The organism is Stenotrophomonas sp. YJH_SMC_21, from assembly GCF_059369555.1.
In genome coordinates this window covers 84980-108908 of record NZ_JCAFSU010000012.1, presented here as the reverse complement: position 1 = coordinate 108908, position 23929 = coordinate 84980, and the positions used below count along the sequence as shown (strand labels likewise).

Here is a 23929-nt window from a genome sequence, read left to right as displayed (position 1 = left end):
GCCGGCATCCTCGCCTGCGATCACGAGGATCGCCACAAAGGCGCGTATTTTGACCGCCACTTAACAACCGATCCCGAATGACGTGATGCATTTCGCATCGTCACCTTCGGTCGGTATGCTGTGCCGCATGCAGCCAAAGAAATACGCCCTGCCGCTGATGGTCCTGTCGCTGGCCGCCACCTCCGTGGCCCACGCGCGCGGCACCATCGACAAGGTGGACATCAAGGGATTGGACAAGGGCGACGACGCCGCGATCATCGAGAACATCCAGGAATCGCTGTCGCTGTACGACACGATCGGCAAGGAACAGGGCGAATCGCGCCTGGAGTACCTGCTGTCACAGGCCGAGCGGCAGACCCGCCAGGCACTGGAACCCTTCGGGTACTACAACCCGGTGATCAAGGTCGAGGCGCCGCGCGAGGACGAGCATGTGCGGGTGCTGATCCATGTCGACAAGGGCACCCCGGTGACCGTGCGCCGTGAGCACATCGACATCACCGGGCCGGCGATGTATGACCAGTACCTGCAGGACGACCTGGCCGCATTCAAGCCCCGCAAGGGCCAGCGCTTCGAGCACACGCAGTACGAAGCCAGCAAGATCACCATCACCCGTCGCCTGGCCGAGCGTGGCTACTTCGATGCCGACTACACCCAGCGCCAGGTGCAGATCACCCGCGCCGACAACGCAGCCGACATCGACCTGACCTGGGACAGCGGCCGCCGCTACAACATGGGGCCGGTGCGTTTCGAGCAGGATTACTTCGTCGACAAGCTGTTCGACCCGCTGGTGTACTGGGAGCAGGGCAGTTACTTCCACGAGGGCAAGCTGGACCGGCTGCGCGAGTCGCTGACCAAGCTGGACTACTTCAGCGTGATCGACATCCAGCCACGGCCCGACCAGGCCGATGCCAACGGCGAAGTGCCGGTGGATGTGAAGCTGACCCGCGCCAAGCGCACCATCTATACCGCGGGTCTGAGCTACGGCAGCGAGAGTGGCCCGGGTGTGCGCGGCGGCATCGAGCGGCGGTTCCTGAACAACCGCGGGCACAAGATGAACACGCAGCTGGACTATGCGCAGAAGCGCAAGAGCCTGGTGACCAGCTACCGCATCCCCGCCTTCAACTGGCTTGACGGCTGGTACACCTTCGCCGCCAGTGCGTATGACGAGCAGACCGATTACATCGACCTGCGCAACTTCAAGCTGATCGCCAGCCGCAGCGGCGAGATCAACGAGCACTGGACCGCGATCGCCTCGATCAACGCACTGCGCGAGCGTTGGCGCTATGCCTCCGGCACTGAATTCACCGATGCCGTCTACAACACCTCGACGCTGGTGTACCCGCAGATGGTTGCCGACTACGTCAACGTCGACGACGAGATGTTCCCGCGCAAGGGCATCAGCGGTACTGCGACGATGCGTGCCGGCGTTGAAGGTGCCGGCTCGGACACCAGCTTCGTGCAGGCCAACGCCGTGCTGCGCTGGTACATCCCGGTGGGTGAAAGCAACCGCCTGATCCTGCGCGGCGAGGGGGGTACCACCTGGACCAGCGATCTGGTGGCGATGCCGCCGAGCCTGCGCTACTTCGCGGGCGGTGACCGCAGCATCCGCGGTTACGCCTACCGCGAAGTCGGCCCGCGCACACCCAAACCCGACAAATACGCGCTGGGCGCCAAGAACCTGGTGATCGGCTCGGCCGAGTACGAGCACTACTTCAATGGCGGCCCGTGGGGCGCGGCGGTGTTCGTCGATACCGGCAGCGCCTTCGACAACACCATTGATCTGCACACCGGCGTCGGCTTCGGCGTGCGCTGGAAATCGCCGGTGGGCCCGGTGCGCGTGGATATCGCGCATGGCCTGAACAACCCGGATTCGCAGTTCCAGCTTTACCTCAACATCGGAGCGGACCTGTGAGCACGCCCGCACCCACCCCGAACACGCCGCCGCCGCGCGTGCGTTTCTACCGCCGCCGCCGCTTCTGGGCGTGGTCCGGCGTGGGCGTGATCGGCCTGGTGCTGCTGGCGTTGCTGGCGGTGTACTGGCTGCTGCAGACCGTGGCCGGCCGCGATGTGCTGTTGGCACAGGTGGTGGCGCGGCTGCCGGTGGGCGCCAGCTTCACCTGGGACAAGGTGGACGGCCCGGTGGCCGGTCCGCTGACCCTGTACAACGTCGACTTCCGCTACGACGACATCCATTTCCACGCCGAGCGCGCGCACCTGGAGCCGGACCTGCGCCCGCTGCTGGGCCGCAAGCTGCTGCTGGACAAGCTGGAGCTGACCAACGCGACGCTGAACCTGGCCAAGAGTGACGAGCCGTTCAAGCTGCCGTCGTGGCCCGATTCGCTGCCGCAGATCGAAATGCCGCTGGCGATCCAGGCCGATGCCATTGCCATCGACGGCTTCCGCATCAGCCAGGCCAACGAGCCGGTGATCGACATCAGCCGTGTGCGGGGTGGCATCGAGATCGCCAACGGCGAGTTCCAGGCGCACAAACTGGTCGTGGACAGCGACATGGGCAATTTCACCGCCCAGGGCCGCTACATCCCGGCCAAGGACTACGACACCGACGTGACCGTCACCGCAGTGTTGCCGGCCCCGCGTGGCCGTACCGCAGCGACGGTGGGGCTGGTGGCACGCGGTGACCTGGCGCACATGGAAGTGGCCGTAGCCGGGCGCGCGCCGAAGCCGCTGCACGCGATGCTGGTGTTCGATGGCCGCACCGATCCGAGCTGGAGCGCCAGCATCCGCAGCGACGAACTGGATCTGGCGCTGCTGTCGCCGGCACTGGCCAGCTCGGCGATCGCACCACTCGCACTGGACTTCACCGCGGCTGGCAAGGGCGGCAACGCCAACCTGCGTGGCAAGGTGAAGCAGGGTGATCAGGAGCTGGAGCTGGCACCGTCGGTGGTGTCGCTGCAGGACCAGGTGCTGAAGGTGTCGCCCCTGCTGGTGAAAGGGCTTGGCGGTGAGGCACGGCTGGAAGGCACCGCCGACTTCAGCCAGGAAGACCAGCAGAAACTCAATTTCTCGGTGGTCGCCCATGACCTGACCTACGTGCCGGCGCCCGATCCGAACACGGCCGGCAGCGCACCGGTGCCGGTCACCCTGAAGGAAGCGCGCTTCGGCCTGGCCGGTACCTTGAAGGCGTGGGCCGCGATCGGCCGTGCCGATGTCGAACGCGAAAAGCAGAAGGCACAGCTGCAGTTCGACGTACGCGGCAATGACCAGGCCGCGTCGATCCACCAGCTGCAGGCGCAGACGCCGGGTGGGCAGCTGCAGGTGGAAGGCCAGGTGGCGTGGGCACCGCAGCTGGACTGGGATGCCAAGGCCACGCTGAAGGACTTCGACCCCGGCTATTTCGTGCCGGGCTGGAACGGCCGCCTGTCCGGCAACCTGGCCTCCAAGGGCCGCCAGCTGCCGCCGCCGGCAAACGCGCCGCCGGGCACGGCCGGCACGCTGGAAGCCACCGTCGACCTGCCGTCGCTGAAGGGCATCCTGCGCCAGCGCAATCTCGACGCACAGGGCAAGTTCGCGCTGCAGGGCGCGCAGGGCCAGGGCGATCTGAAGCTGTCGCTGGGCAGCAGCCGGGTGACCGCGTCGGGCAAGGTGGGTGATCGCCTCGACATCGACGCGCGTTTCGAACCGCTGCAGCTGAGCGATCTGCTGCCCGGCGCCGATGGCGGCCTGCGTGGACAGGTACAGGTGAAGGGCCCGCGCGATGCGCCGGACATCACTGCCGACCTGGTCGGCAACAACCTCAACTGGGACGGCTACGGCGCCGAGAGCGTGAGCATCAAGGGCCACCTGCCATGGCGCGGCGACAGCGGCACGCTAGCGGTGCAGGGCCAGCAGGTCAACGCCGGCATGCTGCTGGAACGCTTGAACGTGGATGCGCAGGGCAGTGTCTCCAACCTGCGCCTGGCGGCGCAGACCCGCAACGAGATGGGCGCGATCGAGCTGCAGGGCAGCGTCCGCCAACAGGGCGCGCAGTGGCGCGGCGAACTGGCGTCGCTGCGTATCGCACCGGTGAAGGGCGATGCCTGGTCGTTGCGTGCACCGGCGGCGTTCGCGATCAACGGCAGCACCTACACCCTGTCCGAAGCCTGCCTGGCCGCGGCCAGCAGCGGCGCGCTGTGCGCACAGGCCAACTGGCCGCGTGAGGGCCTGGTGGTGCGCAGTGATGCGCTGCCGCTGGCGCTGGTGCAGCCGTGGCTGCCGCCGCAGTCCGGCCGCCGCATCTACCTGCGTGGCGATGTCAGCCTGGACGCGCAGATCCGCCCGCGCGGCAATGCCTGGGAAGGCCATGTAGAGGTGCGCTCGAAGGAAGGCGGCGTGCGCCTGGGCGAGAACCGCAACACCGTGGGGGATACCACCCGCGGCGAGCTGGTGCGTTATGACCAGTTCTCGCTCAAGCTCGACATGACCCCGGCCAGCATCAAGGGCTACCTGGGCATGGGCTTCCAGGGCAACGGCTTCGTCGATGCCAGGATGCAGACCGGCTGGGAGGCCAGTGCGCCGCTGAACGGCGAGCTCTATCTCAACATGTCGCGGCTGTACTGGCTGGAGCTGTTCTCGCCGGACATCGTGCGCCCGACCGGCCTGATCGAGGGCCACGTCAGCCTGCGCGGTACGCGCGGCCAGCCATCGCTGGGCGGTGACGCCCAGCTGAGCAACTTCAAGGGCGAATTCCCCGCGCTGGGCCTGACCTTCGACCAGGGCAAGGGCAGCTTCGTGGCCCAGCCCGACGGTTCGGCAAAGATCACCGCGCAGGCCAACTCGGGCCAGGGCACGCTGTACGTGGATGGTGGCCTGTCGTGGTTTGGTGATGCACAACCGCTGCAGCTGAAGATCCACGGCGAGAACGTGCTGCTGTCCAACACCAGCGAGCTGCGCATCGTCGCCAACCCCAACCTCGACTTCACGTTGGCCAAGGCAGCGATGGAGCTGCGTGGCACCGTGCACGTGCCCGAGGCCGACATCGACCTGGAGCGGCTGGACCGCGGCACCTCGGTGTCCGAAGACGTGGTGGTGCTCGACCCGGCCGATCCGGAAGAGTCGCGCACCTCGCCGCTGGACATGGACCTGACCGTCAGCCTCGGTGACAAGGTGAAGATGACCGGCTTCGGCCTGAAGGGCGCACTGACCGGCAAGATGCAGGTCTGGGCCAAACCTGGTCGCGAAATGACCGCCAATGGCGGGCTGGAAGTGAGTGGACGCTACAAGGCGTATGGGCAGGACCTGACCATCACCCGTGGCAACCTCACCTGGAACTACAACGCGGTGTCCGACCCGCGCATCAACATCCGTGCCGAGCGCCGGATCGGTGATGTCACCGCCGGCATCGACGTGACCGGGCGTGCGCAGCAGCCGCGCGCGGACGTGTGGTCCGAGCCGGCGATGTCGCAGTCCGAGGCACTGGCCTACCTGGTGCTGGGGCGCAGCCTGACCGGTGCCAGCAGCGACCAGGCCCAGCAGGTCAACGCGGCCTCGGCGGCGCTCTCGGCTGGCAGCGGCCTGCTGGCGTCGCAGCTGGGCGCCAAGCTGGGCCTGGACGATGCCGGCGTGAGCCAGTCGCGCGCGCTGGGCGGCTCGGTGATCGGTGTTGGCAAGTACATCTCGCCTAAGCTGTACGTCGGCTACGGCGTGTCGCTGGTCGGTGCCGGTTCGGTGATCACGCTGAAGTACCTGCTGCGTCGCGGCTTCGACGTGGAAGTGGAGTCGAGCACGGTGGAAAACCGTGGGTCGATCAACTGGCGGCGGGAGAAATAACCCGCCGCACATGGATGCATCATTGCGGCGATCTGCGCCGCAGCACCTGGGTGCGGGCCCAATAGCCCAGCACGATCACCAGCCCCAACCAGGGAAAAATCAGGCAGGGAATCATGCTGACGCGGTCCAGGGCGCCATGGTCGGCCATACCGAGCCGCTGGCGCTGCGTGGTGGTACCGATGAATGCCACCAACCAGAGCGCGAACACCAGTCCACGAGCCAACAGGATCCCAGACATATCCGGGAACGACTCATGCTGGAACAGCAGCAGAAGGCCGGCACCGACAACGACAGTAACTGGAAGCGAGGCGACCTGCCGCCAGCTTCCAGCCGCAACCGGGTTCACCTGCCAGCTGATCAGCATCCGTAATCCGCAGATCAGGTACCAGCCGAATGGAATCAGCAGCGTGCCGATCGCGAGGCTGAGCGCGGCCTTCGCACCGCCGGTCATGCCGCCCTCGGTGGAGGCCAGTGGCCAGCTGTTGATCACGCCGACCAGGCAGATCGTGCCGCACAGCAGGCCGGCCAACCAGGCCCGAAGGGCGGCCACCTGCGAACGCAGAGGATCCTGACGGCTGCCGAAGCGACTCCAGAACGCCACCTGCGTGGCGGACAGGCCTGGCGGCAGCTCACGATCGGGCCAGTAACGCAGTGCCGCCAACGTCAGCACCGTGATGTCGGGTCGCGACCACGGCAGCGACTCCAGCAGGTTGCGCCAGCGGCTGCGCGGGCGGCGCAACCGGTCCAGTACCGGGCGCATATCCGGGCGCACGATGGAGGTGTCCAGCCGCGAAACATGCCACGCCAGGCGCTGCCGGCCCGCATCCGTGAGCATCCAGGCCTGATCGCAGCGACGCACGATCCGCTGCAGATCCTCGGCATCGAGTCCGTTGCCGATATCATCCCAGCCGAAGCTGCTGGCCACGTGCTCGACCACCTCCCGCGGCAGAGGCGGGGACGCCTCGCGCAGTTGCTCCAGCAGGGACGCCGCGATGAGCGGCTTGTCATGCAGGGACCATAGCTCGGGTTGGGCCTGCAGCCAGGTTTCCAGCGCGGGCACGGTCGTGTCATCGTCGCTGCCCCGGGCAGCTGCAGCCAGTCGGATCAGGATGGCCGCGACCATCTGATCCACTGAACGCAGTGGCGATCGCTCGCCGTCGCCAGCAGGGGCGAGCGTGGGCTGCGGTGCCAGGGCGTGCGCCGTTGGTAACGCGTCAGGCCCGTGCGGATCGCTCTGCGACGGCTCTACCACCTTGTCCAACCCGGTGTCGGCTGGCGGCATCGGTGTGGTCTGCACGATCCGGACAGGGTCATGGCCGTATGGCCCGCGTTCCTGCTCCAGCTGGCGATCCAGCGCGATCGCTGCGTGTATCGCATCGATATGTGCACGCGAAGCCGGTTCCAGCGATGGATCCTGCATCGGCGGCAAGGCGTGCTTGTCCTGATCGATGTCGAGGGGCTGAGCGCGTTGTTTCACCCATGACAACGCAGACTGGTAAGCCTCATGCAGGCGCTGGAACGCAACCGGATCATCGTCAGGCCGGGTTACCCGCAACAGCCTGGCGTAGGCTCGCTTGATCGCCCGCTCGTCAGCATCCTCGTCCAGTTCGAGGACGTCCAGCCCCCGCCTCATGCATCGATCTCCAGCGAATCCATGGCGTGGGTCAATTCCTCGCGGTGGCGTTCGATACGGGCCAGGTCCTGGCTCTCCAGCGCAGCATGGAACTGCGACAGCCATCTCTGCAGGGTATCGCGCTGGTCGAGACACTCTTCGTAAAGCCGACCCAGTCGGGCCACTACGGCCAGGTTCGGTTGATCGTCGCGCGGATGCACTTTCAATGACTGCAGTGCCGCGAGCCGCTGCTGGATCTCGTCCGGTGACAGCAAGCCGGGGTTCTGTTCCAGGATCAGCTCATGCCGGGTCCCGCTGGCATGTTCGGTCACCTCCACCTGCAGCAATCCGTTGACGTCGTAGGTGAAGCGGGCAGTCACGCTTTTTTCCTGGGCCGGGCCCTTTCCCTTCAACGGAATGCGGATTTCACCCAGTTTGATGTTGCGGTCCACGGTGGGGCTTTCGCCCTGGTAGATGTCCAGTACCAGCTGTGTCTGTGCATCGTTGATTGGGCAGAAATCGTCCTCGCGGCTGACCGGCACCACGCTGTTGCGCTGGATGATCGGATGGAAGTAGCCGCCGCGCTCCTGGCCGGATGCATCGCGACGGCACACCTGTATGCCCAACGTATAGGGGCAGACATCGGTCAGCACGGTTTCGCGCAGTGACTGGTCGCGCGCTTTAAGGCCGGCCGCCACGGCCGCGCCCATGGCGATGGCCTGGTCCGGGTTGACATGCCGCAATGGCAGGCGACCGAACATGCGGGTCACCAGCCGGCTGATCATCGGCATGCGGACGGCACCGCCCACCAGCACGATGTCGTCCAGCGCCTCCGGCTTCAGGCGGGCATCACGGATGGCCCGTTCGATGGGCGCACGCATGCGCTGCAGCAGGGGGTCGCACAACTGCGCGTAGCGTGCCTCATCCAGCTGCCAGTCCAATTCGCGGCCTTCCAGGTTGAACTGCAGGTGGCCGCTGCCCTGTTGGCTCAGTTCGCGCTTGAACAGTTCCAGCCGGCGCAGCAGCTGTGCACGTTCGCCCGGGGCGATCATGGCCGCCCGCAGGCCCTGTTCGGCCAGCAACGCCTGCTCGAGCACCCGCAGGAAGTCTTCCCCGCCAAGGAAGTTGTCGCCGGCGCTGGCATGGACTTCCACCACACCTTCGAACAGCTCCAGGATGGAGACATCGAAGGTGCCACCGCCAAGGTCCAGTACCAGCACCCGAGCTTCCTCCTCGCGCTGCTGCAGGCCATAGGACAGCGCGGCGGCGGTGGGTTCGTTGATCAGGCGCTCGACCCGGATGCCAGCCAGTTCGCCGGCGGCGCGGGTGGCCTTGCGCTGGGCGTCGGAAAAATACGCAGGCACGCTGATGACCGCTTCTTCCACTTTCTGCCCGAGCACGGCTTCCGCATCGGCCAGCAATGAACGCAGCACCAGCGCCGAAAGCTCCTCGGGACGGAATACGCGATCGCCCAGCCGGGTTTCACGGTTGCTGCCCATCCAGCGTTTGAAATGGGCCGCGCTCTGGTCAGGGTGGCTGATCAGGCGATCGCGAGCGGGAGCACCCACCAGCACGACGTCGCCGTCGAGACTGACTACCGACGGGGTCAACAGCTCGCCATGGGCATTGGGGAACAGGCGCGGTCCATCCGACGAATGCACACCGATGAGCGAGTGCGTCGTGCCCAGGTCGATTCCAACAATCATCTGCTGACGTCCGTTGTGCAGGGAACCGCGATTGTAGGAGTGGCCCCGACCCCCTGACCATCGGGCGTTGCCCGACAGCGCCCCACGGGCTATGGTCCCGGGCTGTTCAGTCGTACCGGATTGCCTCATGTCATCACGCAAAGCCCTTCCCACCGCCCTGGCCCTGGGCCTGACCCTCGCCGCCGGTGCCCACGCCGATGAAGGCATGTGGATGCCGACCCAGCTGCCGGAACTGGCCAAGCCGCTGCAGGCCGCAGGTTTCAAGGGCAATCCGGCCGACCTGGCCAATGTCACCGCGCCGCCGCTGAGCGCCGTGGTGCGTGCCGGTGGCGGCACCGGTTCGTTCGTGTCCGCCGACGGCCTGCTACTGACCAACCACCACGTGGCGATGGGCGTGATCCAGTACAACAGCTCGCCCGAGCACGACCTGATCACTGGTGGCTTCATCGCCAGGGACCGTGCCGACGAGCGCCCGGCCAACCCGGACTTCCGCGTGCTGGTCACCGTCGGCTTCGACAAGGTGACCGACCAGGTGCTGGCGCAGGCGCGTGGCAAGACCGGCCGCGCCTACTTCGATGCCGTCGATGCGGCCAGCAAGCAGATCGTGGCCGAGTGCGAGAAGGACGGCAGCGTGCGCTGCTCGGTGGCCAACATGTACTACGGCACCGACTTCTACCGGATCGCCCAGCTGGAACTGAGCGACGTGCGCCTGGTGTACGCGCCGCCGCGTGCGATCGGCAACTACGGCGACGAGATCGACAACTTCATGTGGCCGCGCCACACCGGCGACTTCACCCTGCTGCGCGCCTACGTGGGCAAGGACGGCAAGCCGGCCGCCTACAGCAAGGACAACGTGCCCTACCAGGCGCCGGCACACCTGCAGATGTCGGTGGAAGGCCCGAAGGAAGGCGACTACGCGATGCTGGCCGGTTACCCGGGCATCACCTACCGCCATCGTACCGCGGCCGAATTCGCTGGCCAGATCGATACCGTGCTGCCGCGCCGCGTATCGGTGTTCCAGCAGATGATCGACACCATCGAGGCCGCCAGCGCCAAGGATGCACAGGCGCGCACCCGCTACGCCTCGCAGCTGCAGTCGCTGAAGAACAACCGCAAGCGCGCTGCCGGTGAGCTGGAAGGCCTGCTGCGCAGCGACGCGAAGGCCCAGCGTGCCGCCGACGAGACGGCGATGCTGGCGGCCACCGACCGCAAGTACCAGGGCGACATCAAGGCACTGCTGGCCAACCTGTCGCAGGGTGCGGCGGTGGGCGAGCGTGACTTGCTGCTGGACCAGATGGCCGCGCAGAGCCAGCTGCTGCGTTCGGCGTTGCTGCTGGAGCGCCTGCGCATCGAATCGGCCAAGCCGGACGCGCAGCGCGAAAGCGGCTACCAGCAGCGCGACCAGGCGATGATCGAAGGCGTGCTCAAGCAGGTCCAGCGCCGTTACGCACCGGAGGTCGAGAAGGCGCTGCTGACCACTCTGCTGACCCGCTACCAGCAGCTGCCGGACGCGCAGCGCGTGGCCGAGTTCGACGCGGCCTTCGGCCGTACGCCGCAGCAGCTGGCCAAGGCGCTGGACACCCTGTATGCGGGCACCCAGCTGGGTGACGAGGCGCAGCGCCTGTCGCGCTTCGCTGCCGCACGCGAAGGCAAGGCGCTGGCCGCCGATCCGCTGATCGCCGTGGCCGGCCCGCTGGTGGCCGCGCAGCTGCGCATCGAGAACGAGAGCAAGACCCGCGAAGGCGAGCAGCTGCGCCTGCGCCCGGCCTACATGCAGGCGCTGTTCGCCTGGCGTGCCAAGCAGGGCCGCGCCGTGTACCCGGATGCCAACCGCACCCTGCGCATCAGCTACGGCAAGGTCGAGGCGCTGCACCCGCGCGATGGCGTGACCTACTCGCCGGTGACCACCGTGGCCGGCATCGTCGAGAAGAACACCAACGCCTATCCGTTCGATGCGCCCAAGCCGCTGCTGGCGGCGATTGCCAAGGGTGACTTCGGCAGCACCGCCGACCCGGCGCTGAAGACCCAGACGGTCAACTTCCTGACCAACCTGGATACCACCGGCGGCAACTCCGGCTCGCCGGTGCTCAACGCCAAGGGCGAACTGATCGGCCTGAACTTCGACAGCAACTGGGAATCGGTCAGCGCCAGCTGGTGGTTCGACCCGCGCTACAAGCGCGCCGTGCACGTGGACATGCGCTACCTGCGCTGGCTGCTGGCCAAGGTCTACCCGGCGCCCGAGCTGCTGAAGGAAATGGGCGTGCCGGCCCAATAAAGCCGGTACCTGGCAGGTGCCCACCGCTTCCTGGTGGGTGCCCATTGATTCCCGGTAGGTGCCCACTGTCAGTGGGCACGGATGTCCCCGTCACGACCAACGGTCGTGACCCACCAGACGGACCAACGGTCGTGACCCACCGCCATGACCTACCCTCACGACCAACGGTCGTGATCTACTGGCCCCTGTTCCGACGGAAATGCACGCGTGGTCTCCAGCTGGATCCTGCTGCTGGTCTCGGTTGCCTATGCCGCGCTGCTGTTCGGCGTGGCGTGGTGGGGTGACCGCCGGCCGATGTATCCCGATCGGCCGTGGCTGCGGCCGGTGGTGTACAGCCTGGCGCTGGCCGTTTACTGCTCGTCGTGGACCTTCTACGGCGCGGTGGGTACCGCCGTGCGCAACGGCATCGGCTACCTGCCGATCTATATCGGTCCGTTGCTGCTGCTGTTGTTCGGCTGGCGCATCATCGAACGCCTGGCGCTGATCGCGCGCAGCCAGAACGTGGTCTCCATCGCCGATTTCATCTCCTCGCGCTTCGGCCGCTCGCGGCGGTTGGCGGCACTGGTGGCGATCATCGCCCTGATCGGCATCATCCCGTACCTGGCCCTGCAGTACAAAGCGGTGGCGATGAGCCTGCAGGTGCTGACCGGCAACAGCGGCCCGACCGGCTTCTTCACCGATCCGGCGCTGTACGTGGCGCTGCTGATGGCGCTGTTCGCCACCCTGTTCGGCACCCGCCAGGTCGACGCCACCGAGCACCACCACGGCATGATGCTGGCGATCGCCTTCGAATCGGTGATCAAGCTGCTGGCCATGCTGGCCGTGGGCGTGTTCGCCTACCTGTGGCTGAGCAACCGCACCGACGCGGTGGTCGAGTCGGTGCATACGCTGTTCACCGGCCTGCCGCCGGTGGGCTTCATCTCGCAGACCCTGCTCAGCTTCCTGGCCATCATCTGCCTGCCACGCCAGTTCCACGTGGCCGTGGTCGAGTGCGGTGACGTGCGCGACGTACGCCGCGCGCGCTGGATGTTCGGTGGCTACCTGGTACTGATCTCGGGCATGGTGCTGCCGATCGCCACCGCCGGCGTGACCCTGTTCGGCACCGGCGGCAGCGTCGCCGACGACTCGATGGTGCTGGCCCTGCCGCTGGCCGAAGGCCGCAACGCGCTGGCGCTGATCGCCTATGTGGGCGGCTTCTCCGCCGCCACCGGCATGGTCATCGTCTCGTCCATCGCGCTGGCCACCATGGTCAGCAACGATCTGGTGATGCCGGTGCTGCTGCGTCGCAGTGGCGACCATCAGGAAGCCGCCGACGTTGCCTCGCGCGTGCTGTGGATCCGCCGCCTGGCGATCCTGCTGCTGGCGCTGATGGCCTACAGCTACTACCGCACCAGCAGCAACGACAGCACGCTGGCCTCGTACGGCCTGATGGCGTTCGCGGCGGTGGCGCAGTTCGCGCCCGGGCTGATCGGCGGTCTGTACTGGCGCGGCGCGAGCCGGCGTGGTGTCGAGGTGGGCATGCTGCTGGGCTTCGCCACCTGGCTGTACACACTGCTGCTGCCGGCGATGACCATGGCCGGCTGGGTCGATGCTGGCTGGGTGCAGCACGGCCCGTTCGGCATCGAGTGGCTGCGCCCGCAGCAGCTGTTCGGCATGACCGGCTGGGACCCGCTGACCCATGGCACGTTCTGGTCGCTGCTGGTCAATGCGGCGACGATGATGCTGGTGTCTGCACGATGGCGGCCCGGTGTGGACGAGCGGCTGCGCGCCGCGCCGTTCCTCGACCCGTATGCCGAACGACCGTCGGTGGCGGGTGGTTGGCCGGGTCACGTGCATGTGGGCGATCTGCTGGCGCTGGCTTCGCGCGTGGTCGGCGAGCGCCACGCGCGGCGTTCGTTCTTCGAGCAGGCACAGTCGCTGGGCCGCGAGCTGCAATCCTCGGCGCCGGCCGACCGGCCGTGGGTGCAGTTCACCGAACGCCTGCTGGCCGCGTCGATTGGTGCGGCCTCGGCGCGCCTGCTGCTGACCAGCCTGCTGCGCGGCTCGGGCATGGACCTGGGCGAAGTGGTGGCGGTGCTGGACGAAGCCGGGCAGGAACTGCGCTTCAACCGCGAGATCCTGTCGACCACGCTGGAGAACATCAGCGCCGGGGTCAGCGTGGTCGATCCGGACATGCGGCTGACCGCATGGAATCGTCGTTACCAGGACATGTTCGGCTACCCCGACGGCATGCTCTACGTAGGTCGCCCGGTGGCCGACCTGATCCGCTACAACGCCGAGCGCGGCGAGCTGGGCGAAGGCGATATTGAAGTGCAGATCAACCGCCGCATCGGCTACATGCGCGCCGGTTCGCCGCACGTGTTCGAGCGCACCCGCAGCGACGGCAAGGTGATCGAGATGCGTGGCCAGGCGCTGCCCGGCGGCGGTTACGTGACCAGCTACAACGACATCACCGACTACAAGCACGCGGAAAAGGCCCTGCTGGAAGCCAACGAGACGCTGGAACAGCGCGTGGCAGAGCGTTCGCATGAGGCCGAGGTCGCGCAGCAGTCGAAGACCCGCTTCCTGGCGGCGATCAGCCATGACGTGCTGCAGCCACTGAACGCCGCACGCCTGTTCGCTTCCGCGCTGCGCGACAGCGATCACGTGAGCGATGAGCAGAAGCACCTGGCCGAGCGCGTGGATGCATCGCTGCGCGCGGCTGAAGAACTGCTCGATGGCCTGCTGGACGTATCGCGCCTGGACGCCGGCGGCCTGCACCCAGTGATCGGCGAGTTCGACGTGAGCGCGCTGATGCGCGAACTGGCTGCGCAGTACACTCCGGTCGCCGCCGGCCGTGGCCTGCGCCTGGATCTGTTCGCACGCCCGGCATGGGTGCGTAGTGACCGCCGCCTGCTACGCCGCGTGCTGCAGAACTTCCTGGCCAATGCGCTGCGCTACACGCGCCAGGGACGCATCGTGCTGGCCGTGCGCCAGCGCGGCGACGAAGTGGAGCTGCAGGTCTGGGATACCGGGCCCGGCATTCCCGAGCACCACATGCGGCAGATCTTCGACGAGTTCCACCGCTACCAGCAACCGTTCGATTGGGGTGAGCAGGGGTTGGGGCTGGGCCTGTCGATCTGCCAGCGCATCTCGCGCCTGCTTGACCATCGCCTCAATGCGCGCAGCCGGGTCGGCAAGGGATCGATGTTCTCGATCATCCTGCCGCGGGTCGCACCGCTGCCGGGCTACACCGAACTGGCCGCGCCGGTACAGGCCGTCGCCGCGCCGGTGCGCAGCGATTCGCTGGCGGGCCTGCGCGTGCTGTGCGTGGACAACGACGAGGAGATCCTCGACGGCATGCGCGCACTGCTCGGCCGTTGGCAGGTGCAGGTGATCACGGCATCGACGTTGGATCAGGCGTTGGAGAAGGTGGCCGAACGGCCACAGGTGATGCTGGTCGACTACCACCTGCACGACCGCATGGATGGCCTGGACGCGCTTGTGGCCCTGCGCGAAGCCGCCGGTTACCCGCTGCCGGGTGCGTTGTTGACCGCCGATGGCCGCGATGAGCTGAAGCGGATGGCACGCGAGCGTGGCTACCGCGTGCTGACCAAGCCGATCAAGCCGGCCTCGCTGCGCGCCTTCCTCGGCGCGCTGCGCGACGCGCAGTAGTGCCGGCCGCTGGCCGGCAACCACTTCATCGGCCTAGCAGTAGATCCACGCCATGCGTGGATGTGACGTCAGGTAGTGCCGGCCGCTGGCCGGCAACCACGTAATCGCTCGCCTCTGGCGCGTTACCCCACGCCGTGCAGGTGCTCGTACAGGATCGTCGCGCCGATGATCACCAGAATAACGCCACCGATGATCTCGGCACGCTTGCCCACCATGCTGCCCAGCACGCGGCCGAGCATGATGCCGGCGGTGACCATGGTCAGCGTGCACAGGCCGATGACCGCAGCCATCACGCCGATATGCACGTCCATGAAGGCCAAGCCGATGCCTACCGCCATCGCATCGATGCTGGTGGCGAAACCGGTCAACGCCAGCTTCCAGAAGCCGTGGTGCTGCGAGGGGTCCTCGTCTTCCTCGGCACTGTCCGGGCGGAGGCCGTTGTAGATCATGTGGATGCCCAGCGCGCCGAGCAGGCCGAAGGCGATCCAGTGGTCGAAAGCTTCCACGTACTGCAGCGCGGCGCGACCGAGCAGCCAGCCGATGATGGGCGTGATCGCCTCGATGACGCCGAAGATGATGCCGGCACGCAAGGCATCGCGGAACACCGGCCTGCGCATGGCCGCACCCTTGCCGATCGCGGCGGCAAAGGCATCGGTGGACATGGCAAAGCCGATCAGGAGGATCGAAATGGGGGACATGGACAGCGGCTGAGGTCGGGCTAGGACGGACGCACGGCCTGCGCTCGCGCCCAACCTGACGTTGCGCGCGCGGGCCGCTGGTCTCGCCAACCATCATGGTTGTCCACGCCACGGCGCACTGGCCGAGTATGTTGACGTGGACGATTCCTGCGAAGGAATCCGGCTACTCCCCAAGGGGACGCGAAGCTTAGCATCGCGATTCGCGCGTGGCGCATTTCCAGCGAAACGCGCAGGCAGGGCTGGTTTGTATAGCGATGGCTATATCGCGAGCGCAACGGTGGCTGGTAGTGCCGGCCGCTGGCCGGCATGCGCAACGGCGAGAGCGTGCCAAGCAAGCTTGGCACCTACCGAAGCGGTTTCGGGTGATTTCAGGAGCTGAAGGCGATTGCCGGCCAGCGGCCGGCACTACCTCAATCTTCTTCCGGCGGCAGCACGATGGCGTCGTCGTCGATCGCCAGCTTGCCGGCCATCAGCACGGCCTGGGTGCGGTTGGTCACGCCCAGCTTGCGCAGGATGGCGGTGACGTGGGCCTTGATCGTTGCTTCGGAGACGTTGAGGTCGTAGGCGATCTGCTTGTTCAAGCGGCCTGCGCCCAGCATCTGCAGTACGCGGAACTGCTGCGGGGTCAGCTCGCGCAGGCGCTGGCCGACTTCGCGCTCTTCGCTGCCGGTGGGCGGCACGTTGTGCGCTTCCGGTGGCGCCCAGGTCTCGCCATCGAGGATGGTGCCCAGTGCATGACCGATGGTGTCCGAATCCGCAGACTTCGGAATGAAGCCCAGCGCGCCGTGGTCGAGCGCGCGGCGCATCACCGTCGCCTCTTCGCGCGCGGACACCACTACCACCGGCAGGTGCGGATGCAGCGAGCGCATGTGCACCAGCGCGTTGAAACCCTGCGCACCGGGCATGTTGAGGTCCATCAGGACCAGGTCGGCGTCGTTGTGCTGGTCGGCCAGCGCATACAGCGCTTCCACGCTGTCTGCCTCGAACAGCTGCACGCCGGGGATGACCCGCTGCACGGCGCCGCGCAGGGCTTCGCGGAACAGCGGGTGGTCATCGGCAATCAGGAGGGTGGTCATGGTCGGGGGGAACCGTGGGGGAAAGCAGATGGGGTCAGAGCCCTTTCCTTGCGGAAAGGGATCCGACCCCGGTCGTACATCAGCGCACCTTGCGCTCGTCCACCAGTGACGCCACCACCGACGGATCAGCCAGGGTCGAGGTGTCGCCGAGCTGGTCCGGCGCGTTCTCGGCGATCTTGCGCAGGATGCGGCGCATGATCTTGCCCGAGCGGGTCTTCGGCAGGCCCGGTGCCCACTGCAGGTGGTCGGGCGTGGCGATCGGGCCGATCTCCTTGCGCACCCAAGCGATCAGCTCCTTGTGCAGCTCGTCGCTCGGTGCCTCTTCGGCCACCAGGGTGACGTAGGCGTAGATGCCCTGGCCCTTCACGTCGTGCGGGAAGCCGACCACGGCCGCTTCGGCCACCTTCGGGTGCGAGACCAGCGCGCTTTCCACTTCGGCGGTGCCGATGCGGTGGCCCGACACGTTGATCACGTCATCGACGCGGCCGGTGATCCAGTAATAGCCGTCCTCGTCGCGTCGGCAACCGTCGCCGGTGAAGTAGCTGCCCGGGTAGGTGCGGAAATAGGTATCGATGAAACGCTGGTGGTCGCCGTACACCGTGCGCATCTGGCCCGGCCAGGAATCACGGATGATCAGGTTGCCCTCGGTCGGGCCGTCCTGGATCTCGCCATCGGCATTGACCAGCGCCGGCTGCACGCCGAAGAAGGGCAGGGTGGCCGAACCCGGCTTGAGGTCCATCGCGCCGGCCAGCGGCGAGATCAGGATGCCGCCGGTCTCGGTCTGCCACCAGGTATCGACGATCGGGCAGCGGCTGTCGCCGACCACCTCGTAGTACCAGCGCCAGGCTTCCGGGTTGATCGGCTCGCCGACGCTGCCGAGCAGGCGCAGCGAGGCGCGCGAGGTCTTCTTCACCGGCTCCTCGCCTTCGCGCATCAGCGCACGGATGGCGGTCGGGGCGGTATAGAAGATGGTCACCTTGTGCTTGTCGATGACGTTCCAGAAGCGCGAGGTGTCCGGGTAGTTCGGCACGCCTTCGAACATCAGCGAGGTCGCGCCGTTGGCCAGCGGCCCGTACACGATGTAGCTGTGGCCGGTGACCCAGCCGACGTCGGCGGTGCACCAGTAGATGTCGTCCTCGCGCAGGTCGAACACCGCTTCATGGGTGTAGGCCGCGTACAGCAGGTAACCGCCGGTGGTGTGCAGCACGCCCTTCGGCTTGCCGGTGGAACCGGAGGTGTAGAGGATGAACAGCGGGTCTTCCGCGTTCATGCGTTCCGGTTCGCAGGTGGCCGGCTGGCTGTCCACCACATCGTGGAACCAGCGGTCGCGCGGGGCCTGCATGTCCACCGCGCCGCCGGTGTGGCGCACCACCAGCACGGTTTCCACGGTATTGGTGCCCGGCAGCTTCAGCGCGGCATCGACGTTGGCCTTCAGCGGAATCCTGCGGCCACCGCGCAGGCCCTCGTCGGCGGTGATGATCAGCTTGCTCTGGCAGTCGCTGACACGGTCGGCGATCGAGTTCGGCGCGAAGCCACCGAACACCACCGAGTGGATCGCACCGATGCGCGCGCAGGCCAGCATGGCCACGGCGGCGTCGACGATCATCGGCAGGTAGATGGTGACGCGGTCGCCCTTCTTGACGCCGAGATTGCGCAGTGCATTGCCGAGGCGGCAGGTGCGCTCGTACAGCTCGCGGTAGGTCACGTGCTGGGCCGGTGCATCCGGGCCGTCCGGCTCGAACAGCAGGGCGGTCTTGTCGCCGCGCGTTTCCAGCTGGCGATCCAGGCAGTTCACGCTGGCATTGAGCTCGCCATCTTCGAACCACTTGATGTGGAAGTCGGACAGGTCGTAGCTGACGTTCTTGATCCTGGTCGGCTTGCGCATCCACTGCAGGCGCTCGGCGGCCTTGCCCCAGAAACCATCCGGGTCGGTCACCGAAGCCTGGTACTGCTGTTCGTACGACGTCTTGTCGATGCGTGCCTTGGCGGCGAACTGCGGATCGACGGGGTAGATATCAGCCATGGCACCCTCACTTGCACGTTGACTTTGTATGTGCGGTCGCAGCATCGCAGCGACCGATCCCCTTCAGTTTGCCCCATCCACCCCCGGCCGCGTCACCACTCTGGTTAGACCATGGTCGAAAGTGAGCGCCCAGCAGGGCCGGGTTCGACCAATGGCGAATAGCCGCTATACATAATCGCCCCGCAGTCTCGGCTCGACCGTGCCCCACGCGCGGCATCACCTTGCCACTTGGGAGAGAGGGCAACATGAGCCACCGTACGTTGAAAGCCGTGCGCACACCTTTGGCGGCCTGCCTGTTGGTCGCCCTGGTCGCACCGGGCATGGCGTTCGCTGAGACCGCCAAAGAGAAGGCACTGGAAGCACGCGTTGCCGAACTGGAACGCCAGGTCCAGCTGCTGCTGTCTTCGCAGCAACAACAACAGACCCAGATCAGCCAGACCCAGCAGGCGGTGACCGAAGTGCGCACGGTGCAGGCCGAGCAGAAGCCGGTCGCCTCGGTGCCGGCCGGCAAGCAGCCGATCCAGGTCACCACCATCACCCCGGGCGCCGCGCCGGGCACCACGGTCAAGATCGGTGGCTTCATCAAGGCCGACTTCCTGGCCACCCAGACCAGCGATGGTCAGCTGGCCGACGACGCCACCGGCCGCTCGCTGTACCTGCCGGGCCAGACCCCGGTGGAAGGCGCCGGCGGCAGCGGCAAGCGTTCGGGCACCGACTTCAATGCCCATGCCAAGTTCTCGCGCTTCAACCTGGGCATCGACAACGTGAGCGAATCGGGCAACAAGGCCGGTGCGTTCTTCGAGATGGACTTCTTCGGCAACTCGCTGGGCAACCAGACCGCCACCAATACCTACGGCGTGACCCTGCGTCATGCCTACATGTACTGGAACAACTGGATGGCCGGCCAGACCTGGTCCAACTTCATGGACGCGGCGTCGCTGCCGGAAGCGGTCGACTTCGTCGGCCCCACCGACGGCGTGATCTTCGTGCGCCAGGCCCAGGTGCGCTACACCCAGGGCGGCTTCAGCGTCGCACTGGAAAACCCGGAAACCACCACCCTCACCGGAACCCGCAACCCGGTCACCGGCGCCTGGACCAACACCAGCGCCAACTCCGACCGTGGCAGCCTGCCTGACCTGACCCTGCGCTATGGCTGGAAGGGTGACTGGGGCACCTTCGGTGTCGGCGGCATCGTCCGTCAGCTGAAGGTCGACAACCAGGCCACCGGCGCCAAGGCCGACAAGGTGGCTGGCGGCCTGACCCTGGGCGGCAAATGGGTGATGGGTGACAGCGATTCGCTGCACTACCAGCTGACCGGCGGCGAAGGCATCGCTCGCTACATCGGCCTGGGCATCACCGCCGATAGCGCCTACGACGTGGCCCGCGACGAGCTCAACCCGACCGGCGTGCTGGCCGGCTACGTGGGCTGGCGGCATGCGTTCTCGCCGAAGCTGCGCACCAACCTGATCTATGCGCGCAGCGACTACGACAACGACAGCATCCTGGGCCCGCTGGTGACCAAGAGCGTGCAGAGCATCCGCGGCAACATCTTCTATTCGCCGCTGCCCAAGGTCGATATCGGCGCCGAACTGATGTACGGCCGTCGCGAAGTGGAGAACGGCAACAAGGGTGACATCACCCGATTGCAGTTCACCACGAAGTACAGCTTCTAAGAGCGTGCCGGCCAGCGGCCGGCACCTACCGAGATGGGGTGCCGGCCAAGGTCGGCACCTACCGAGATGGGGTGCCGGCCAAGGTCGGCATCTACCGAATTGAGTGCCGACCAACGGTCGGCACCCACCAACAACGATTGCTTCGGAGGGGAAGCGTCCCATGTCCAGTACACCCAGCACCGCACATAAAGCGGGCACCCTGACCAAGGGCCACAAGAAGGTCATCTTCGCCTCGAGCCTCGGCACGGTCTTCGAGTGGTATGACTTCTTCCTGTACGGCTCGCTCGCGGCCATCATCGCCAAGCAGTTCTTCAGCGGCGTCAATGAAACCACGGGCATGATCTTCGCCCTGCTGGCGTTTGCCGCCGGCTTCTTCGTGCGTCCGTTCGGCGCGGCCTTCTTCGGCAGCCTCGGCGACCGCATCGGCCGCAAGTACACCTTCCTGGTCACCATCCTGATCATGGGCATCTCGACCTTCCTGGTCGGCGTGCTGCCCAACTACGCCTCGATCGGTTTCGCCGCACCGGTGATCCTGATCATCCTGCGCCTGGCCCAGGGCCTGGCGATGGGCGGCGAGTACGGCGGTGCCGCCACCTACGTGGCCGAGCACGCGCCGGACGACAAGCGCGGCCTGTACACCAGCTTCATCCAGTGCACCGCCACGCTCGGCCTGTTCATGTCGCTGCTGATCATCCTGGCCTGCCGTTACTTCCTGGGCAATGAAGCCTTCGAAGCCTGGGGCTGGCGCATTCCGTTCCTGGTCTCGATCCTGCTGCTGGGCGTGTCGGTGTGGATCCGCCTGCAGCTGAGCGAGTCGCCGCTGTTCCAGCAGATGAAGTCGGAAGGCAAGGGCTCCAAGACGCCGTTCCGTGACAGCCTGAAGGGCGGCAACCTGAAGCTGATGCTGCTGGTCCTGCTCGGTGCGGCGGCCGGCCAGGCCGTGGTCTGGTACGGCGGCCAGTTCTACGCGCTGTTCTTCCTCAGCAGCATGCTGAAGGTCGATGCCACCACCTCCTACCTGCTGATCGCGGCCGCGCTGGCGCTGGGCGTGCCGTTCTTCATCTTCTTCGGCTGGCTGTCCGACCGCATTGGCCGCAAGAAGATCATCCTGGCCGGCTGCCTGCTGGCGGCCATCACCTACATCCCGATCTTCAAGGGCCTGACCCACTTCGCCAACCCGGCCATCGAAGAAGCGCGTGCATCCTCGCCGGCGCTGGTCGTCGCCGATCCGAACACCTGTTCATTCCAGTTCGATCCGGTGGGCCTGCGCAAGTTCACCAGCTCCTGCGACGTGGCTACCGCCGCGCTGACCAAGGCTGGTGTGCCGTACGACGTACAGCCCGCTGCCGCCGGTTCGCTGGCGATGGTGAACGTGGGCAGCGCCAGCGTCACCTCGTATGAGGCCGCCGGCCTGACCAAGGAAGAAGGCAAGGCCAAGGCTGACGCGTTCGGTGCGGAACTGAAGACCGCCCTGACCACCGCCGGCTACCCGGCCAAGGCCGATGGCGCCCGCATCAACATCGCCGGCACCATCTTCATGCTGTGGCTGCTGGTGCTGTACGTGACCATGGTCTACGGCCCGATCGCCGCTTACCTGGTCGAACTGTTCCCGACCCGCATCCGCTACACCTCGATGTCGCTGCCGTACCACATCGGCAACGGCTGGTTCGGTGGCTTCCTGCCGGCGATCTCGTTCGCGCTGGTGGCCGGTACCGGCAACCTCTACTACGGCCTGTGGTACCCCATCATCATCGCGCTGATGTCGGTGGTGATCGGCGGCCTGTTCCTGCGTGAGACCAAGGACGTGGATATCACCAAGTAACCGGTGTGCCGACCAACGGTCGGCACCCACCGGGTTTCAGGGGCCGCGGTGCAGACCGCGGCCTTTCTGTTTGTGGGGCGTGCCCACTCGGCTCGCAATCCGGTAGTGCCGGCCGCTGGCCGGCAACGGCTTTATGTCCGCGGAGATTCATGAGGTTGCCGGCCAGCGGCCGGCACTACCATTGGGTTGCGCAGCACCCCGTATAGTCGGCCCATGACCACCACTACGCCGGAAGACCTTCCCGCCCTCCTGCACACCCTGCGCAGCGCCTGGCAGTCGCAGCGCCCTTCGCCCGACCAGCGCGAAGCTGACCTGCGCCGCCTGCGCGAGGCGTTGAAGCCACGCCTGGACGAAATGGCGCAGGCCATCGCCGAGGACTTTGGCCATCGCGCCCACGTGGAATCGAAGCTGGCCGATGGCATGAGCGTGCTGTCGGCCATCGATCACCTGCGCCGCCACCTGCGGCGCTGGTCGAAGCCGCAGCGGGTCGGTGCAGGCTGGAAGCTGTGGCCGGCGCGTGCGCAGCTGCGGCCGACGCCGCTGGGCGTGGTCGGGGTGATCTCGCCCTGGAACTACCCGGTTACGCTGGCGCTGGTGCCGCTGGCCACCGCGATTGCCGCCGGCAACCATGTGTTGCTGAAGCCCTCGGAACACACACCACGCACCAGTGCATTCCTGGCCGATCTGCTGGCCAGTGTGTTCCCGCCCGATCGCGTGGCGGTGGTGCAGGGCGGGGCGGATGTGGCGGCGGCGGTGTCCTCGCTGCCGCTGGACCATCTGCTGTTCACCGGCTCGACGGCCGTCGGTCGCAAGGTGATGGCGGCCGCCGCCGAGCATCTGGTGCCGGTCACGCTGGAGCTGGGCGGCAAGTCGCCGGCGATTGTCTGCCGCGATTTCCCGCTGGACAAAGCCGCCGCGCGGTTCGCCACCGGGAAATGGTTCAACGCCGGGCAGACCTGCATCGCGCCGGATTACGTGCTGATCGACACCGTGCGCCAGCGCGAGTTCGTACAGGCGCTGCAGCAGCAGGTGCGCGAGCGCTATGGCGACTTCAGCGATGCCGACGACTACACCCGCATCATCAATGAAGGCCAGTACCGGCGCCTGCAGGGCTATCTGGCACAGGCGCGCGAACGCGGCGTGCCGGTGATTCCGCTGGCGCAGGTGGATGAGGCGCGCGCCGACCGCGAGCGCCTGCTGGTGCCGACCGTGGTGCTGGACCCGCCGGACGACCTGGACCTGATGCGCGAGGAGATCTTCGGGCCGATCCTGCCGGTGCGGGCCTATCCGGATCTGGATGCCGCGCTGGCCGACGTGCTGTCCCGCGACCGGCCGTTGGCGCTGTATCCCTTCAGCCATGACCGGGCCACGGTGGAGCGCATCCTCGGCCAGGTGGTGGCCGGTGGGGTGACGGTGAATGACACGCTGCTGCACTTCGCCGCCGATGGCCTGCCGTTTGGCGGGGTCGGGGCCAGCGGCATGGGCGCGTACCACGGCCGCGCCGGGTTCGATGCGATGAGCAAGCGGCTGCCGGTGCTGTGGCAGTCGCGCTGGGCGGCCAGCGACCGGCTGCGGCCGCCGTATTCGAAGATTGCGGGGTTGTTGAAGCTGCTGCTTCGGTAGT

General features: G+C 66.8%; 12 protein-coding genes and 1 riboswitch. Of the genes, 7 read left to right on the top strand and 5 right to left on the bottom strand.

Features of this window, described 5'->3' with window-relative positions; all coding sequences use genetic code 11:
- The first annotated feature begins 115 nt into the window (after nt 1-115).
- Both AC5P67_RS15320 and AC5P67_RS15315 read left to right on the top strand, forming a co-directional pair.
- Nucleotides 116-1912: an autotransporter assembly complex protein TamA gene (locus AC5P67_RS15320; protein WP_005414924.1), complete on the top strand. Its 1797-nt coding sequence runs from the start codon at nt 116-118 to the stop codon at nt 1910-1912.
- Nucleotides 1909-5766, top strand: coding sequence for a translocation/assembly module TamB domain-containing protein (locus tag AC5P67_RS15315; protein WP_033835359.1), 3858 nt, complete (start codon nt 1909-1911; stop codon nt 5764-5766). Before AC5P67_RS15320 ends, AC5P67_RS15315 begins: the two co-directional genes overlap by 4 nt.
- A gap of 19 nt (nt 5767-5785) precedes the next feature.
- On the opposite strand, the gene AC5P67_RS15310 is transcribed toward AC5P67_RS15315, so the two are convergent.
- Nucleotides 5786-7399: a J domain-containing protein gene (locus AC5P67_RS15310; RefSeq protein ID WP_241889476.1), complete on the bottom strand. Its 1614-nt coding sequence runs from the start codon at nt 7397-7399 to the stop codon at nt 5786-5788.
- Nucleotides 7396-9084 carry a molecular chaperone HscC gene (locus AC5P67_RS15305; protein ID WP_111118199.1) on the bottom strand — a complete coding sequence of 563 codons (1689 nt, stop codon included), beginning with the start codon at nt 9082-9084 and terminating at the stop codon, nt 7396-7398. Before AC5P67_RS15305 ends, AC5P67_RS15310 begins: the two co-directional genes overlap by 4 nt.
- Before the next feature lie 127 nt (nt 9085-9211).
- Here AC5P67_RS15305 and AC5P67_RS15300 point away from each other — a divergent pair, with 127 nt between their 5' ends.
- Together AC5P67_RS15300 and AC5P67_RS15295 are read left to right on the top strand one after the other, a co-directional pair.
- The gene (locus tag AC5P67_RS15300) at nt 9212-11359 is read left to right on the top strand and encodes a S46 family peptidase (protein ID WP_049397049.1); all 2148 of its coding nucleotides are present in this window, start codon (nt 9212-9214) and stop codon (nt 11357-11359) included.
- A 207-nt stretch (nt 11360-11566) separates the two neighbouring features.
- A complete protein-coding gene (locus AC5P67_RS15295; RefSeq protein ID WP_111189038.1) occupies nt 11567-15013 on the top strand; it encodes a hybrid sensor histidine kinase/response regulator in 3447 nt (1148 codons plus the stop codon).
- Nucleotides 15014-15135: 122 nt separating this feature from the next.
- Here the strand turns inward: AC5P67_RS15295 and AC5P67_RS15290 are convergent, their stop codons facing one another.
- From AC5P67_RS15290 to acs, 3 genes are all read right to left on the bottom strand, one after another.
- Complete coding sequence (locus AC5P67_RS15290) at nt 15136-15711, bottom strand: manganese efflux pump MntP (RefSeq protein ID WP_049397048.1); 576 nt, start codon at nt 15709-15711, stop codon at nt 15136-15138.
- An 88-nt stretch (nt 15712-15799) separates the two neighbouring features.
- Nucleotides 15800-15889: riboswitch (yybP-ykoY riboswitch) on the bottom strand.
- 232 nt (nt 15890-16121) lie between these two features.
- On the bottom strand, nt 16122-16787 hold the full coding sequence (locus tag AC5P67_RS15285; protein WP_006477308.1) for a response regulator transcription factor: 666 nt from the start codon (nt 16785-16787) through the stop codon (nt 16122-16124).
- Nucleotides 16788-16866: 79 nt separating this feature from the next.
- The gene (gene acs, locus AC5P67_RS15280) at nt 16867-18810 is read right to left on the bottom strand and encodes an acetate--CoA ligase (RefSeq protein ID WP_005411661.1); all 1944 of its coding nucleotides are present in this window, start codon (nt 18808-18810) and stop codon (nt 16867-16869) included.
- 245 nt (nt 18811-19055) lie between these two features.
- On the opposite strand from acs, the gene AC5P67_RS15275 reads away from it, so the two are divergent.
- The 3 genes from AC5P67_RS15275 to AC5P67_RS15265 all read left to right on the top strand — a co-directional run bounded on the left by AC5P67_RS15275 (nt 19056) and on the right by AC5P67_RS15265 (nt 23928).
- Nucleotides 19056-20483 carry a DcaP family trimeric outer membrane transporter gene (locus tag AC5P67_RS15275; protein WP_111189039.1) on the top strand — a complete coding sequence of 476 codons (1428 nt, stop codon included), beginning with the start codon at nt 19056-19058 and terminating at the stop codon, nt 20481-20483.
- Between the two features lie 160 nt (nt 20484-20643).
- Nucleotides 20644-22305, top strand: a complete 1662-nt coding sequence (locus tag AC5P67_RS15270) for an MFS transporter (RefSeq protein ID WP_005411659.1) — start codon at nt 20644-20646, stop codon at nt 22303-22305.
- Between the two features lie 213 nt (nt 22306-22518).
- A complete protein-coding gene (locus AC5P67_RS15265) occupies nt 22519-23928 on the top strand; it encodes a coniferyl aldehyde dehydrogenase (RefSeq protein ID WP_099485160.1) in 1410 nt (469 codons plus the stop codon).
- Nucleotide 23929: the final 1 nt, after the last annotated feature.

Excerpts from the sequence above, each read along its gene's own strand:
- AC5P67_RS15285 (WP_006477308.1), bottom strand. The coding sequence starts at position 16,787 with ATGACCACCCTCCTGATTGCCGATGACCACCCGCTGTTCCGCGAAGCC.
- AC5P67_RS15275 (WP_111189039.1), top strand. The coding sequence starts at position 19,056 with ATGAGCCACCGTACGTTGAAAGCCGTGCGCACACCTTTGGCGGCCTGC.
- AC5P67_RS15270 (WP_005411659.1), top strand. The coding sequence starts at position 20,644 with ATGTCCAGTACACCCAGCACCGCACATAAAGCGGGCACCCTGACCAAG.
- AC5P67_RS15320 (WP_005414924.1), top strand. The coding sequence starts at position 116 with ATGCTGTGCCGCATGCAGCCAAAGAAATACGCCCTGCCGCTGATGGTC.
- AC5P67_RS15290 (WP_049397048.1), bottom strand. The coding sequence starts at position 15,711 with ATGTCCCCCATTTCGATCCTCCTGATCGGCTTTGCCATGTCCACCGAT.
- AC5P67_RS15305 (WP_111118199.1), bottom strand. The coding sequence starts at position 9,084 with ATGATTGTTGGAATCGACCTGGGCACGACGCACTCGCTCATCGGTGTG.
- AC5P67_RS15300 (WP_049397049.1), top strand. The coding sequence starts at position 9,212 with ATGTCATCACGCAAAGCCCTTCCCACCGCCCTGGCCCTGGGCCTGACC.
- AC5P67_RS15265 (WP_099485160.1), top strand. The coding sequence starts at position 22,519 with ATGACCACCACTACGCCGGAAGACCTTCCCGCCCTCCTGCACACCCTG.
- acs (WP_005411661.1), bottom strand. The coding sequence starts at position 18,810 with ATGGCTGATATCTACCCCGTCGATCCGCAGTTCGCCGCCAAGGCACGC.
- AC5P67_RS15310 (WP_241889476.1), bottom strand. The coding sequence starts at position 7,399 with ATGAGGCGGGGGCTGGACGTCCTCGAACTGGACGAGGATGCTGACGAG.